Genomic DNA, 15,117 nt, shown 5'->3' with positions numbered 1-15,117 from the left:
CTCCTAAAACGGATTTGATGAATTCAAAATTGCACGTGCTGCGCCAGGGCAGACGGCAGAAAAGGTTTTACGGTACGGGCGCCGTCTTCCGCCAGAGGGCTCAGCAGCGCGCGCTTCCAGAATTCCTGCTGCGGGATCGACGTCATCCCGCACAATATGACGGCGGCCAGCACGATTACAAGGCCGCGGCCCAGGCCGAAGATCGCGCCCAGCAGCCGGTCCGCCACCGTCAGGCCGCCCGCTTCGATCAGCGCGCCCACAGCCATTGACAGTAAACCCATCAACAGGCGCACGCCGATGAACAGCACGATGAAGGCCAGGATCAGGCGGATCACTTCGCCCGGTATCATTTCCGGCAGCAGCGCCGCCAGCGCCGCGCCATAGGCATTGGCCACCACGAAAGCGACGATCCAGCCGGCCAGCGACAGCATTTCCTTCACCAGGCCGCGCACCAGGCTGATGATGAGCGAAGCGGTCAGCACGAACAGCACCAGGTAATCGAAAATCGTCACTGCCGTTCCGCCGCCCGCCTTACACCGGCTTCAGCTTGCCGTTCAGGCCAATCTTTGCCAGCTTGGCACGTGCTTTTTCCGCATCGTCCTTGTTATCGAAGGGGCCGGCCTGCACGGCGGTCAGTTCGCCCGTTGCAGTGCTGACCTTCTTCACCGTGGAGCGGATGCCCGCCTCGCGCAGCTTGCCGACCAGCTCATCGACCTTGTCCTGTTTCGACAGCGCGGCAATCTGCACCACATAGCGGCTGGCCGGTGCAGCAGCTTTCCCCTCGAGGATGGCCAGCGCGCGCGCATCATCGGACGGCTTCGCGGCCGGCTTGCTTTCCTTCGTTTCCGCGCGCTTCGGCTCCGGCTTGGGCTCTTTCGGCTCCGGCTTGTGTTCAAGCTTCGCCACCTTGGTCTCGGCCGGCTTGGGCGTTTCCGTTTTGGCCGGCTTGGCCGCCACGGGCTCCGGCGCCAGCTTTACTTCCGCCACCGGCGGCGGCGCGGTGAGCTGCTTTGCCGGCTCCTTCGCCACTGGCGCTTCGACGATTTCTTCGCTCTTGTCCAGCGCGGCGGACTGCTCGACCCTGGCGGGAGCGGCGGCAGGCGCTGGAGCGGCTTCGGCGGCCACCGGCTTGTCCTTGGACGGAATCTGGATCGCGATGTCGTTGGCCAGCGGGCGCGGCTCGGAATCGAGGATCATCGGCAGGCCGATGGCCACGGCCAGCGCCAGCGCGATGGCGCCCACCAGGCGGCGGCGCGCACGTTTCTTTTCCGGCAAAACGGGATCGGCGGCGGCATCGCGGGAAGCGCGGCCGCGGTTGCGGGTGGCCCCGCCATCGCTGTGGGAAGCGCGCTTGGACTTGGCCTTGTCGGCCAGCGATTTATCGTCTGCTGCGCGGTAGTAGCCACTGTCTTCGCCAGTGGATTCCTGCTTGTTTTTACCGAGTTTCGAGAACAAGCCCATGCGTGAATTATCTCAATGGAGTGAGGATTTTCGTGCCGCCATGACGCCGGCCACGGTGAGGAACGATCCAAAGACCACAATTCTATCATTCTCCCCGGCGCGGCTCACCGCGTTCGCATAGGCGTCGCCCGGTGTGGTGAAAATGTTCACGGTGCGTTCCTCGCGTTCCGGCTGGATGGCCTGCACCTTGGCCGCCAGCTCGGAAGCGGCCGCCGCGCGCGGCGACGGCAGGTCCGTCAGGCACCAGTGGTCCACGTGTTCGGACATGGCCTTGATCACGCCGTCGATATCCTTGTCGTGCATGGAGCCGAACACCGCGAAGGTATAGCGGTGGAAGCCCATATTGCCGAGATTCTGGTTCAGCGCGGACGCGGCATGCGGATTGTGCGCCACATCCAGGATCACGCTCGGGCGGCCCGGCAGCACCTGGAAGCGGCCCGGCAGCTCCACCGTCACCAGGCCGGTGCGCACTTCCTGCGCGCCGACCGGCAGCTCCAGCTTGAGCGCTTCCAGCGCCGCCAGCGCGGCCGAGGCGTTCAGCAGCTGGTTGGCGCCGCGCAGGCTCGGATAGGCCAGCGCATTGCGGCGCTGCGTACGGCCGCCGTAGTTCCACTGTTGCTTGTCGCCGGAATAATTGAAATCGCGGCCCATCAGCCACAGGTCGGCGCCGATCTCCATCGCATGGTCGATCAGCGACTGCGGCGGCATCGGGTCGCTGCAGATGGCCGCCTTGCCGGTGCGGAAAATGCCCGCCTTCTCGAAGCCGATCAGTTCGCGCGTGCCGCCCAGGTAATCGACGTGGTCGATATCGACCGAAGTCACGATGGACACGTCGGCATCCACCACATTCACCGCATCGAGGCGGCCGCCCAGGCCCACTTCGAGGATGGCCACGTCCAGTCCTGCCTTCGACATCAGCTGCAGGATGGCCAGCGTGGTGAACTCGAAATAGGTCAGCGTGGTATCGCCGCGCGCCGCCTCCACCGCATTGAAGGCCTCGACCAGCTGCGCATCGGTGGCCAGGTCGCCATTGATGCGCGCGCGCTCGTTGAAGTCCAGGAAGTGCGGCTTGATATACAGGCCCACCTTGTAGCCCGCGCGCAGCAGGATGGACTCCAGCATGGCGCAGGTGGAGCCCTTGCCATTGGTGCCCGCCACCATGATGACCGGACAGCTGAACGCCAGCTGCATGCGTTCCTTGACGGCGCGCACGCGGTCCAGGCCCATATTGATCACGGTTTCGGCATGGCGCGACTCAAGCAGCGCGAGCCAGTCAGGCAAGGTAGTCGGGAGAGAGGACATAGGATGGGGCACTTCTTGAAGCTGGCGCGCGGCCTGCGCCGCGCGCCATCAGGATGGAACTCAGGCCAGCACTTCGGCAGCCTGGTTTTGCAGCAGGGCCAGCAGGCGTGCGATTTCCTCGCGCATCTGGCGGCGGTCGACGATCATGTCGACGGCGCCCTTCTGCACCAGGAACTCGGCGCGCTGGAAGCCCTCGGGCAATTTCTCGCGCACGGTGTTCTCGATCACGCGCGGACCGGCGAAACCGATCAGCGCCTTCGGCTCGGCGATCACCACATCGCCCATGAAGGCGAAGGAAGCGGACACGCCGCCCATGGTTGGATCGGTCAGCACGCTGATGAAGGGCAGCTTCTTCTCGGCCAGCTTGGTCAGCATGGCCGTGGTTTTCGCCATCTGCATCAGCGACAGCAGGCCTTCCTGCATGCGGGCGCCGCCGGTGGCGGTGATGCAGATGAACGGCACCTTCTGTTCCAGCGCGATCTGGGCGGCGCGGGCAAAGCGCTCGCCCACCACGGAACCCATGGAACCGCCCATGAACTCGAACTCGAAGCAGGCCACCACCACAGGCAGGCTCATGATGGAACCGCCCATGGCGATCAGCGCATCGGTCTCGCCGGTGGCTTCCATCGCCTGCTTCAGGCGGTCCGGATACTTCTTGCTGTCCTTGAACTTCAGCGTATCGACCGGCAGGGTCTCCTGGCCGATCTCATAGCGGCCGCCGGCGTCCAGCAGCGCGTCCAGGCGCTCGCGGGCGCGGATGCGCATATGGTGGTCGCACTTGGGGCAAACGTGCAGGTTCGACTCCAGATCCGTACGGTACAGGACGGCCTCGCAGGAGGGGCATTTCACCCACAGGCCTTCGGGCATCGTCTTGCGAGCGGCAGTGTCCGAGCGCTGGATGCGCGGCGGCAGCAGTTTCTCTAACCAGCTCATATTTTCTCCTGTTGCACTAACGTAGGCCGGAAGTGTAGCCGTTTTGGACTGGACTGTCGAACCTTCCCTCTAAAATTGCAAGAGGTGCAATATTACCTATGAATCAAGCGCCTGACGGATGCCCGCCACGAAAGCCTGCACCTTCTGCGGCGCCTGCTCCGGCGTGCTGGCCTCGATCTCCTGGATGATGCGGCTGCCGATGACGACCGCATCGGCCACCTCGGCCACGGCTTTCGCCGTGGCCGCATCGCGGATGCCGAAGCCGACGCCAATCGGCAGCTTCACATGCTTGCGGATGGCGGCGATGCGCTGCGCCACTTCGGCGGTATCGATATTCCCGGCCCCGGTCACGCCCTTCAGCGACACATAGTAGGAGAAGCCGCCGCCCACCTTGGCCACCTGCTGCACGCGCTGGTCGGTGGACGTGGGCGCCAGCAGGAAGATCAGGTCGAGGTCCGCGGCGCGCATCTTCGCCGCGAACTCCTCGCACTCCTCGGGCGGATAATCAACCACGATGGCCCCATCGGCGCCCGCCTCCTGCGAAGCGGCGATGAAGGCATCCACGCCGATGCGTTCGATCGGATTCGCATAGCCCATCAGCACCACGGGCGTGTGCTGGTTGGTCTTGCGAAACTCCTTCACATAGTCGAACACATGGCGGATACCGATACCGTGCGCCAGGGCGCGCTCGCAGGCGCGCTGGATCACGGGCCCTTCGGCCATGGGATCGGAGAAGGGCACCCCGAGTTCCAGCACATCCGCCCCGCCCGCGACGAGCGCATGCAGCAGCGGCACGGTAGCCTGCGGCGACGGATCCCCCGCCGTAATGAAAGTAACGAGCCCGGTCTTGTTCTGCGCCTTCAGCGCCTCAAACGTCTTAGCGATACGCGACATATTTTCCCTCAATTAATTAGTTTCTTTTTAATTGGGGACAGACCCGGATTAATTTAATCCGGGTCTGTCCCCATTTTTCAGGCAACTTTTTCAGGAAAAGTCGAGGCCGGCGCGTTGGGCGACGGTGTGCATGTCCTTGTCGCCGCGGCCGGAGAGGTTGGCGAGGACGATCTGGTCTTTCGGCAGCGTGGCCGCCAGCTTCACGGCGTATGCCAAGGCATGCGAACTTTCCAGCGCGGGGATAATGCCTTCGATGCGGCAGCAGTCGTGAAAGGCCTGCAGCGCTTCTTCGTCCGTGATCGGCTCGTAAGTGGCGCGGCCGGAGTCCTTCAGCCATGCGTGCTCGGGGCCGACGCCGGGATAGTCGAGGCCCGCCGACACGGAATGCGTTTCGATGATCTGGCCATCTTCGCTCTGCAGCAGGTAAGTGCGGTTGCCATGCAGGACGCCGGGGTAGCCCTTGGTCAGCGAGGCCGCGTGCTTGTCCGTATCGATGCCCTCGCCCGCCGCTTCCACGCCGACCAGCTTGGTGTTTTTCTCGTCGATGTAGGGATAGAAGATGCCCATGGCGTTGGAACCGCCGCCCACCGCCGCCACCACATAGTCCGGCTGGCGGCCCGTCATTTCCGGCATCTGCACCAGGCACTCTTCGCCGATCACGGACTGGAAGTCGCGCACCAGCATCGGGTATGGGTGCGGGCCCGCTACCGTGCCGATGATGTAGAAGGTGTTTTCGATATTCGTGACCCAGTCTCGCATCGCTTCGTTCAGCGCGTCCTTCAGCGTCTTCGAGCCGGATTCCACCGGCACCACGGTCGCGCCCAAGAGCTTCATGCGGTACACGTTCTGCGCCTGGCGCTTCACGTCCTCGGAGCCCATGTAGACCACGCACTCCAGGCCGAAGCGCGCGCAGATGGTGGCGGTGGCCACGCCGTGCTGGCCGGCGCCCGTTTCGGCGATGATGCGCGGCTTGCCCATGCGTTTGGCCAGCAGCGCCTGGCCGATCACGTTATTGATCTTGTGCGCACCCGTGTGGTTCAGGTCTTCGCGCTTGAAGTACACCTGCGCGCCGCCCGCGATTTCGCTCCAGCGCTTGGCGTGGTAAATCGGCGAAGGACGGCCGACGAAGTGTTTCAGCTCGTAGCGGAACTCTTCAAGGAACCCGGGATCTTTGCTGTACTTCGCATAGGCTTCATTGAGCTCGGCCAGTGCGTAAGTCAGGGTCTCGGCGACGAAGCTGCCGCCGTAGGGGCCGAAGTGGCCGCTTGCATCGGGAAATTGGTAATCGGAGGCGTGGAACAGGCCTTTAGCTTGCGCTTTCATTGTCAGGATCTCTTTCAATAGTGGCATCGGCTGCCCGCACCGCCGCGATGAAGTCGGCGATCAGGCGGGCATCTTTAATGCCCTTGGCGGCTTCGACGCCACTACTGACGTCAACCGCGTAAGGGCGAACGCGTACTACCGCGCCAGTCGCGTTGAGTACGCTCAAGCCACCACTTAAAACGGCCCGATGCGCGAGATCTTTTGGAATGAGAGACCAATCAAATACCTTTCCAGCTCCGCCGTAGGCATCCACGAAGGTGTCGAGCAGGAGGCCCGAGAACAGCTTGCTGGAGACACGGCAGTGTGTTTCATATTCTAGCAGCTCTTCGCCGCTGGTGTCGGGTTTCACGCGGAAGACCCGCATATAGGCGCGGTTGGCGGCCGCTGCGGCCTGCGCGCACTGCTCCGCCGTTTCGTCACCGTGGAACTGCAGCAGCGATACCGGGGCCACGCTCACGGTCTGCGCCACCTCATCCGCGCCGGCATTGACGAACAGGCCGGTGGCCGTGACAAAGGGCGGCAGCGTGGCAATCAGCTCGGCTGCGCGCTGCGGCGTCACGTAGCGCGGGCTTTTCGGATAGAACACGAAGCCTACCGCGTCCGCTCCGGCGGCCACGGCGGCGGCAACGTCTTCTTCGCGGGTCAGGCCGCAGATCTTGATGCGGGTGCGATGCATGCTCGGGTCCTCAGAAGGCGGGCAGGATGCGCGCGTTCTCGCGCGGCAGCTCCCATTTCGCATCGTACTCGATATCGGCCAGATAGAGCCCGTCCGGCATGAAGGTGGGTGCCGCAACAGTGCGGTCGCGGCCTGCCAGCAGTTGGCCCAGCCATTCGGGCTGCTCACGGCCCTGCCCGATGTAGACCAGGGAGCCGACCAGGTTGCGCACCATGTGGTGCAGGAAGGCGCTGGCGCGCAAGGTGAACAGGATCATGTCGCCGTGGCGCTCGATGCCGATTTCGTACATGTGCTTGACCGGCGTTTTGGCCTGGCAGCCCGCCGCGCGGAAGGCGCTGAAGTCATGCTCGCCGATCAGCGGCTGCACGGCTTCGCGCATCAGTTCAATATCCAGCGGACGGTGGCAGAAGCCGGCACGCCCCGCCAGCAGGGGCGAACGCACGGTGTGGTTGTAGAGCAGGTAGTGATAGGTGCGCGAGCGCGCGCTGAAGCGGGCATGGAAATCGGCCGCGGGATCGAATTCGGCCGGGTTCTCGCTGTAGGGCACGACCTCGTGCAGCTCTTTGGCCCAGCGCACACCAATCGATTCAGGCAGGAAGGCGTTGATGCCACGCACCCAGGCGTGCGGCTCGCGTTTGATATCGGTATCGAAGTGGACGACTTGTCCGAGGGCGTGCACGCCGGCGTCGGTGCGGCCGGCGCAGGTAGTGCCGATATGCGCGCAGGCGAATTGCCCGATCGCCTGTTCCAGCTTGTCCTGTACCGTCTGGCCGTGCGGCTGCACCTGATAGCCTTGCCAGCCGGCGCCGTTGTACTGGACTCCTAATGCGATGCGTTTCACTTCCCTGCTCTGCGGTTGGTCTGCGGAGCAGGGATTATAGCTGCATCAGCCCAGCAGGGCTTTCATCTGGTTGGCGCGCGCCACCTGGGCATCGCTGCCGCCGCGAATCACTTCTTCCAGCAGTTCGCGCGCGCCTTCCTTGTCGCCGATTTCCTGGTAGGCGATGGCGAGGTCGAGCTTCGTGTCCATTTCCATATGGTGGGCGGACAGTTCTTCTTCGGCCATCGCAGGCGCAGGCGCGTCGGTGGAAGGCTGCGCCGTGTCGAGGTTCAGGTCGATGCCGGACAGGTCGAATTCCTGCGCTGCGGGCGCAGGCGCTGGCGTATCGTCGCCCGGCAGGTCGAGCGCGAAGTCATCGGCAGTCAGTTCCGGCTCCGCCGCTGCCGGCGCAGGCGCCGCTTCAGCAGCCGGCGCCCCCGGCAGCGTGAAGTCCATCATGTCCAGTTCAGCCAGCGGGTCGGCAGGCGCCGGTGCCGGAGCTGGTGCTTCGGCCGGCTTCTCTTCACCCGGCAGGTCGAGGTTGAAGTCCATGCCCAGGTCGTCCAGCGGGGATGGCTCAGGCGCCGGAGCCGGCGCAGGAGCCGGGGCTTCCGTTGCCGGCGTGTTGAAGTCCATGTCGAAGGCGAGGTCCATCGCGTCCGGTGCGCTGGCGGCCGCCGGCGGCTCGGTTGGCGCGGGCGTCGGCGCGGGCGAGTCGAAGCCCAGGCCGCCGAGGTCGAAGTCCAGCACATTGTCGTCGGCGGGCTTCGGCTCTTCCGCAGCCGGCGGCGTTGGCAGCGCGGTCGCGTCTTCGTCGAAATTGAAGTCCATCAGATTGTCGGCAGGCGCGGGCGCGGCAGCAATCGGCGGTTCGGCAGCCAGGTCCATGTTCACGGCATCGGTTTCGGCAGCCGCTGCCGTGCCTTCTTCGCTGGCGAAATCCGGCAGCTTCGTCTCTTCGTCGGCAGCGAAAGCGGCGGCCCCGGTGGCAGCGCCCACCGCGGCAGCTGCGCCGAAGCTGCCTGCCGCCTGCGCGGCGCTGGCGTACAGCGGATTCTGCGGATCGATGGACAGGCCCAGTGCCGCAGCCTGCGCCCAGTCTTCGCCCTGCCCCTTGGTCTGCGAATACAGCTCGCTGGCCTGCATTTCGAAGGTGCGCGTATCCTTGCGGTTGGCGTAGATCTCCAGCAGTTTCAGGCGCACCGCATTGCGTTCAGGGTGGGTGCGCAGCGCTTCCTTCAGGATCTCCTCGGCCTGGGCGTCGCGGCCGTAGGCGATGTAGACATCGGCTTCCGCCACCGGATCGACTTCATTGGTATCGAGCTGGCTGGCTGAAGGCGCGAAGTTGGAATTGAACACGCTGTTGCTGGTGTCGATATTCTGGCCGCCCGCATCGGCGAACATCGATGGCGCCTGCGTGCCCGGGTCGCCGAGGATGCTGGTCTCGTGCTTCGGCAGCACCATCTGCGCCTTGCGGCGGCGCGACAGCATCAGCGCCACGGCGCCCAGCAGCGCGGCCAGGCCAACGCCGATCAGCTGCACATTGTCCATCAGCGTATCCATCAGCGTCGGCTGCTGGATCGGCGACGGCGCAGGAACCACGGCTTTTTTCGGCGGTGCAGGCGGCGCGTTCACCGGCTTGCCCGCCACGTCCATCTCCGGCACCTTGTTCTGCGCCGTAGCGCCGGACTTGTTCTTCACCGCCATCAGCTTCTCCAGCTGATTGACGTTCTTCTCCAGCTCCTTCACGCGGGCTGCGGCTTCCGCTGCCTGCTGGTCGCTGGCGATCTTGTCTTCCACGCTGGCGGTCTTGCCCGCCTTGCCGGAAGTCTCTCCGGCCTTGGACAGCTTGAGCTGGTCCTTCGCTTCGTTGACCGCGTTCGGCTTCTCCTGCACTTTCGCGGTGATCTTGCCTGCCGCGCTCTGCGCCGGTTCGGCTGCCTTGGCCGGCGTGCTGGCCTCCACCTGGCCGGCCAGCTTGGCGCGGTAGGCATTGAAGTCGGCAGCATGCGCCACCACCACGCCGCGCGCTTCGCCGCGGCTGGCGCCGCCGCGCACGTCCTCGGCGGTCGGCACGGTCAGGATGGTGCCGGACTTCAGGCGGTTCATGTTATTGCCGGAGAAGGCTTCGGGATTGGCGCGGTACAGCGCCACCAGCATCATGTCCAGCGACACGTCCGCCGGCTTGTATTCGGATGCGATCCGGCTCAGCGTATCGCCGGACTTCACGCGGTATTCGCTGTCGGCGGCTGCGTTCTCGCGCGGCGCCGGTGCGGGACGCTGCTCAGGCTCAGGGCGCGGCTTGCGGGCAGGCGGGGCTGGCGGCGCGGAAGGCGCGGGCGCTGCCGCAGCCGGTGCAGGGGCTGGCGCCGCGCGCACCGGAGCGCCGGCCTGCGCCACATTGCGGCCCACGTCCACCGGCGCGGCCACTTGCGGCGCCTGGGTGGCGCGCATGTCCGCCGGGTCGAGCAGGAAGGTGTACTCACGTACCAGGCGGCCATTGGCCCAGCTCAGTTCCAGCAGCATGTCGACGAAGGGCTCGTTGATCGGCGCGGAGGAGGAAACGCTGATGACCTGGCGGCCGTTGCGCTGTTCGACGGTAAAGCGCAGTCCCAGCAGGGCGGGATTGAAGTCGATGTTGGCGGCGCGGAAGGCTTCGGCCGGCGCCAGCTTCGCCTGCAGGTCGGTAGCCTCTTCCGGCGTGACGGCGGTCAGTTCGATCTCGGCGCGCAGCGGCTGGCCCAGCGAGGACAGCACAGTGAGCTTGCCAAGGCCGGCAGCGTTTGCTGAGGTGAGCACCGCGCTGAGGACCGCGCCGGTGAGTGTTTTCAAAGCGAACGAAACGGCCCTGGAGCGTTTTTGTACTGGCATAGTTGGTGTTATGTGAGTTATTCAGGGGAGTAAGGACGGTCTCCCAGACGTCTCAACATAACATCATGCCCTGAGGCATGCAAGCCTTCGGCCTCCTCCGGGAGCCCGTTCTGGCGTTAAAGATACAAAAAAGGCTGATTTCTCAACGAAATCAGCCCTTTAAAGCCGGAACCGCAAGTAATTGATTACTTGTCCAGCACGATCCGCAGCATGCGGCGCAGCGGCTCGGCGGCGCCCCACAGCAGCTGGTCGCCCACCGTGAAGGCGGAGATGTAATCGCCGCCCATTTCCAGCTTGCGCACGCGGCCGACCGGGATGGTCAGGCTGCCGGTGACGGCGGCCGGGGTCAGGTCCTTAACGGAGGCTTCGCGCGTGTTCGGCACGAACTTCACCCACTGGTTGTCCTTGGCGATGATGTCGTTGATCTCGTCCAGCGGCACATCCTTTTTCAGCTTGATGGTCAGCGCCTGCGAGTGGCAGCGCATGGCGCCGATGCGCACGCACAGGCCATCGACAGGAATTGGCTTGCTGCCGAAGTCCAGGCCGCGGCCCAGGATCTTGTTGGTCTCGGCGCCGCCCTTCCACTCCTCCTTGGACTGGCCGTTGCCCAGGTCCTTGTCGATCCATGGAATCAGGTTGCCGGCCAGCGGCACGCCGAACTGCTTGGTCTCTTCAGCCGTCAGGCCGTGCTGGGTGGACAGCACCTGGCGGTCGATCTCCAGGATCGCGGAGGCCGGGTTATCCAGCAGCGACTTCACGGAGCTGTTGATGGTGCCGAACTGGGTCAGCAGCTCGCGCATATGCTGGGCGCCGCCGCCGGATGCCGCCTGGTAGGTCATGGAGGTCATCCACTCCACCAGGTCCTGCTTGAACAGGCCGCCCAGGCCCATCAGCATGCAGGACACGGTGCAGTTACCGCCGATGAAGTTCTTCACGCCCCTGGACATGGCGTCCTTGATGACGTTCAGGTTCACCGGATCCAGCACGATGACGGCGTCTTTTTCCATACGCAGCGTGGAGGCCGCGTCGATCCAGTAGCCGTTCCAGCCAGCCGCGCGCAGCTTCGGGAACACGGCGCCGGTGTAGTCGCCGCCCTGGCAGGAGATGATGATCTCGCAGCGCTTCAGTTCATCGATATCGTTCGCGTCTTTCAGCGTGGTTTCGTTCTTCGCCATGGACGGCGCTGCGCCGCCCGTGTTCGAGGTGGAGAAGAACACCGGTTCGATGTGGGCGAAGTCGCCCTCTTCCTGCATGCGCTGCATCAGGACCGAACCGACCATGCCGCGCCAACCTACCAGACCTACGAGTTTCATTTTAATTTCCTTAAAGTGTTATGCGAGGGCCGCGACAACCGCGTCGCCCATTTGTTCCGTACCGACCTTGTTCGTGCCTTCTTCGTAAATATCCGGCGTGCGCAGGCCCTGCGCCAGCACCTTCTTCACGGCGGCTTCGATGCGGTCGGCCTGTTCGGCCTTGTTCAGCGAGTAGCGCAGCATCATCGCGGCCGACAGGATGGTGGCCAGCGGATTCGCCACGCCCTTGCCTGCGATATCCGGCGCCGAGCCGTGCGAGGGCTCGTACAGGCCCTTGTTGTCCGCGTCCAGCGATGCCGATGGCAGCATGCCGATGGAGCCGGTCAGCATCGCGGCCGCGTCGGACAGGATGTCGCCGAACATATTGCCGGTCACGATGACGTCGAACTTCTTCGGCGCGCGCACCAGCTGCATCGCCGCGTTGTCCACGTACATATGGTCCAGCGCCACGTCGGGATATTCCTTGTGCACATCGGTCACGATGTCCTTCCAGAACTGGAAGGTTTCGAGCACATTGGCCTTGTCCACGCTGGTCAGGCGCTTGCCGCGTTTCTGCGCCGCCTGGAAGGCCACGTGCGCGATGCGGCGGATTTCGCCTTCCGCATAGCGCATGGTGTCGAAGCCTTCGCGCTGGCCCTTGAAGGGGCCGTCAGGGCACTCGCGCACGCCGCGCGGCTGGCCGAAGTAGATGTCGCCGGTCAGTTCGCGCACGATCAGGATGTCGAGGCCCGACACCACTTCCGGCTTCAGCGTCGAAGCGCCGGCCAGTTCGGGGTAGAGGATGGCCGGACGCAGGTTGCCGAACAGGCCCAGGTTCTTGCGCAGGCCGAGAATGGCCTGCTCCGGACGCAGGGCGCGTTCCAGCGTGTCGTACTTCCAGTCGCCCACGGCGCCGAACAACACGGCGTCGGCGGCTTTCGCCAGCGCCAGCGTGCCTTCCGGCAGCGGGTGGCCGTGCGCTTCGTAGCCTGCGCCGCCGACCGGCGCGGTTTCCATCTCAAACTGTTCGCCCAGCGCGTTCAGCACTTTCACGGCCTGGGTAACGATCTCGGGGCCGATGCCGTCGCCCGGCAGGATTGCGATTTTCATGTTTTTTCTCTGAGCTTAAATGACGTTGGCCAGCCAGGGCTGGTTCGCCAGATGACGCTCTTCGAAGGCGCGGATGCTGTCTGCGTGGCGCAGGGTCAGGCCGATATCGTCGAGTCCATTCATCAGGCAGTATTTGCGGAAGGCGTCGATCTCGAAGGGATAGGAGACGCTGCCAGTGCTCGTGCTAATGCGCTGGTTTTCAAGGTCCACCACCAGGCGGTAACCGGGGAAGGCCTTGACTTCATTGAACAGATGATCGATCTGCGCTTCAGTCAACACAACGGGCAGCAGCCCGTTCTTGAAGCAGTTATTGAAAAAGATGTCGGCGAAGCTGGGCGCCAGGATGGCGCGGAAGCCATACTGCTCCAGCGCCCACGGCGCGTGTTCGCGCGAGGAGCCGCAGCCGAAATTCTTGCGGGTCAGCAGGATGCTGGCGCCCTGGTAGCGCGGCTGGTTCAGCACGAAGTCCGGGTTCAGCGGACGCTTGCTGTTGTCCATGCCGGGCTCGCCGTGGTCGGTGTAGCGCCACTCGTCGAACAGGTTGGGACCGAAGCCGGTGCGGCGGATCGACTTCAGGAACTGCTTCGGAATGATGGCATCGGTATCGACATTGGCGCGGTCGAGCGGTGCAACGAGTCCGTCAAGAACGGTAAATTTTTCCATGATACTCAGCGGGTTGGTGCGACGGCGGGACCGTCGCGGCCCGCCGTACTGCGGTGTTATTTTTTGCCGGCGCCTTCCACTACCTGGCCGACCTTCTGCACATCTTTTCCGATGCCGGAAATGGTGTTGCAACCAGTTAGAACGATGGTAGTGAGTGCGATAGCGATAATGGTTTTCATGTTTGGACTCTTGAACTGGTTGTTATAGGTCAGCGCAGGGCGCGCACATCGACAAAATGGCCGGCGATACCGGCGGCGGCCGCCATGGCAGGCGATACCAGGTGGGTACGCCCGCCCTGGCCCTGACGGCCTTCAAAATTACGGTTGGAAGTGGAGGCGCAGCGCTCGCCCGGCTCGAGGCGGTCGGCGTTCATCGCGAGGCACATCGAGCAGCCCGGCTCGCGCCATTCGAAGCCTGCGGCCTTGAAGATGGTGTCCAGCCCCTCGCGCTCGGCCTGCTCTTTCACCAGGCCGGAACCCGGCACCACCAGCGCCAGCTTCACGTTCGAGGCCCGCTGCTTGCCGCGCACCACGGCGGCTGCCGCGCGCAGGTCTTCGATGCGCGAGTTGGTGCAGGAGCCGATAAAGACTTTATCGATGCGGATGTCCGAGATCGCGGTATTCGGCGTAAGGCCCATGTAGACCAGGGCTTTTTCCATGGCGTCGCGCTTGACCGGGTCCTTTTCCTGGTCGGGATCCGGCACGCGCGCGTCGATCGCCGTTACCTGCTCCGGCGAGGTGCCCCAGGTGACTTGCGGACGGATCTCGGCGGCGTTCAGCGTCACCACCATGTCGAACTTCGCACCCGGATCGGAATGCAGGGTGCGCCAGTAGGCCACGGCGTGGTCCCAGTGCGGGCCGGCGGGCGAGAAGGGACGGCCTTTCACATAATTGATCGTGGTGTCGTCCACCGCCACCATGCCGGCGCGAGCGCCCGCTTCGATGGCCATATTGCAGACGGTCATGCGGCCTTCCATCGACAGCGCGCGGATGGTGGAGCCGCCGAATTCGATGGCGTAGCCGGTGCCGCCCGCCGTGCCGATCTTGCCGATCACGGCCAGCACGATGTCCTTGGCGGTAACGCCGGCCGGCAGCGCGCCATCCACCTGCACCAGCATGGATTTCGATTTCTTGGCCAGCAGCGTCTGCGTCGCCAGCACATGTTCCACTTCGGAAGTGCCGATGCCGTGCGCCAGGCAGCCGAAGGCGCCGTGGGTGGAGGTATGCGAGTCGCCGCACACCACCGTCATGCCGGGCAGGGTCGCGCCCTGCTCCGGGCCGATGACGTGCACGATGCCCTGGCGCTTGTCGTTCATATTGAAATACGTGACGCCGTATTCCTTGGTGTTGGCGTCCAGCGTTTCCACCTGCAGGCGCGAGATCGGGTCTTCGATGCCGTGCGTGCGGTCGGTAGTCGGAACATTGTGGTCGGCCACGGCCAGGGTGGCGGACAGGCGCCATGGCTGGCGGTTCGCCGCGCGCAGGCCGTCGAAAGCCTGCGGGCTGGTCACTTCGTGGACGAGGTGGCGGTCGATATACAGGATGGCGGTGCCGTCTTCCTCGGTACGCACCACATGGGATTCCCAGAGTTTGTCGTAAAGCGTCTTCATGATTGCTGCTTACTGCCTGTGTGAGAGAGTTCCATTTTGATTATGCCACAGTTTGTGCGCTGCAAAACAAGCCCGGATTCCGCCTCGTGAGCCGATACGCCTTGATGCCCAGCGCGCCGTGAGGCGCCCTTGTTAATAAAAAAGCCTGCTGACTTTTGAGGTC

General features: G+C 64.3%; 14 protein-coding genes. All 14 read right to left on the bottom strand.

Annotation, left to right across the window (positions count from 1 at the left end):
* Positions 1 to 23: 23 nt before the first annotated feature.
* The 14 genes from ACJRPG_RS03860 to leuC all read right to left on the bottom strand — a co-directional run bounded on the left by ACJRPG_RS03860 (position 24) and on the right by leuC (position 14,957).
* A complete protein-coding gene (locus tag ACJRPG_RS03860) occupies positions 24 to 512 on the bottom strand; it encodes a CvpA family protein (protein ID WP_407998735.1) in 489 nt (162 codons plus the stop codon).
* 19 nt (positions 513 to 531) lie between these two features.
* Positions 532 to 1,461, bottom strand: coding sequence for an SPOR domain-containing protein (locus tag ACJRPG_RS03855; RefSeq protein WP_407998734.1), 930 nt, complete (start codon positions 1,459 to 1,461; stop codon positions 532 to 534).
* 12 nt (positions 1,462 to 1,473) lie between these two features.
* Complete coding sequence (gene folC, locus ACJRPG_RS03850) at positions 1,474 to 2,763, bottom strand: bifunctional tetrahydrofolate synthase/dihydrofolate synthase (RefSeq protein WP_407998733.1); 1,290 nt, start codon at positions 2,761 to 2,763, stop codon at positions 1,474 to 1,476.
* A gap of 60 nt (positions 2,764 to 2,823) precedes the next feature.
* The gene (accD, locus tag ACJRPG_RS03845) at positions 2,824 to 3,696 is read right to left on the bottom strand and encodes an acetyl-CoA carboxylase, carboxyltransferase subunit beta (protein ID WP_407998732.1); all 873 of its coding nucleotides are present in this window, start codon (positions 3,694 to 3,696) and stop codon (positions 2,824 to 2,826) included.
* Positions 3,697 to 3,792: 96 nt separating this feature from the next.
* The gene (gene trpA / locus ACJRPG_RS03840; RefSeq protein ID WP_407998731.1) at positions 3,793 to 4,590 is read right to left on the bottom strand and encodes a tryptophan synthase subunit alpha; all 798 of its coding nucleotides are present in this window, start codon (positions 4,588 to 4,590) and stop codon (positions 3,793 to 3,795) included.
* 90 nt (positions 4,591 to 4,680) lie between these two features.
* On the bottom strand, positions 4,681 to 5,913 hold the full coding sequence (trpB, locus tag ACJRPG_RS03835) for a tryptophan synthase subunit beta (RefSeq protein ID WP_407998730.1): 1,233 nt from the start codon (positions 5,911 to 5,913) through the stop codon (positions 4,681 to 4,683).
* Positions 5,897 to 6,589: a phosphoribosylanthranilate isomerase gene (locus ACJRPG_RS03830; RefSeq protein ID WP_407998729.1), complete on the bottom strand. Its 693-nt coding sequence runs from the start codon at positions 6,587 to 6,589 to the stop codon at positions 5,897 to 5,899. Before ACJRPG_RS03830 ends, trpB begins: the two co-directional genes overlap by 17 nt.
* A 10-nt stretch (positions 6,590 to 6,599) precedes the next feature.
* Positions 6,600 to 7,430, bottom strand: a complete 831-nt coding sequence (gene truA, locus ACJRPG_RS03825; RefSeq protein ID WP_407998728.1) for a tRNA pseudouridine(38-40) synthase TruA — start codon at positions 7,428 to 7,430, stop codon at positions 6,600 to 6,602.
* Between the two features lie 45 nt (positions 7,431 to 7,475).
* Positions 7,476 to 10,241, bottom strand: a complete 2,766-nt coding sequence (locus ACJRPG_RS03820; protein ID WP_407998727.1) for a motility hub landmark protein FimV — start codon at positions 10,239 to 10,241, stop codon at positions 7,476 to 7,478.
* A gap of 224 nt (positions 10,242 to 10,465) precedes the next feature.
* Positions 10,466 to 11,593 carry an aspartate-semialdehyde dehydrogenase gene (gene asd, locus ACJRPG_RS03815; protein ID WP_407998726.1) on the bottom strand — a complete coding sequence of 376 codons (1,128 nt, stop codon included), beginning with the start codon at positions 11,591 to 11,593 and terminating at the stop codon, positions 10,466 to 10,468.
* Between the two features lie 18 nt (positions 11,594 to 11,611).
* On the bottom strand, positions 11,612 to 12,682 hold the full coding sequence (leuB, locus tag ACJRPG_RS03810) for a 3-isopropylmalate dehydrogenase (protein WP_407998725.1): 1,071 nt from the start codon (positions 12,680 to 12,682) through the stop codon (positions 11,612 to 11,614).
* Positions 12,683 to 12,697: 15 nt separating this feature from the next.
* Entirely contained in the window at positions 12,698 to 13,345 is a 648-nt protein-coding gene (leuD, locus tag ACJRPG_RS03805) for a 3-isopropylmalate dehydratase small subunit (RefSeq protein WP_407998724.1), read from the bottom strand.
* 56 nt (positions 13,346 to 13,401) lie between these two features.
* The gene (locus ACJRPG_RS03800) at positions 13,402 to 13,524 is read right to left on the bottom strand and encodes an entericidin A/B family lipoprotein (protein ID WP_407998723.1); all 123 of its coding nucleotides are present in this window, start codon (positions 13,522 to 13,524) and stop codon (positions 13,402 to 13,404) included.
* 29 nt (positions 13,525 to 13,553) lie between these two features.
* A complete protein-coding gene (leuC, locus tag ACJRPG_RS03795) occupies positions 13,554 to 14,957 on the bottom strand; it encodes a 3-isopropylmalate dehydratase large subunit (protein ID WP_407999369.1) in 1,404 nt (467 codons plus the stop codon).
* Positions 14,958 to 15,117 lie beyond the last annotated feature (160 nt).

It is taken from the genome of Pseudoduganella rhizocola, from assembly GCF_045984285.3.
GTDB lineage: Bacteria > Pseudomonadota > Gammaproteobacteria > Burkholderiales > Burkholderiaceae_D > Rugamonas.
This window is presented reverse-complemented; position numbering and strand designations above follow the sequence as displayed.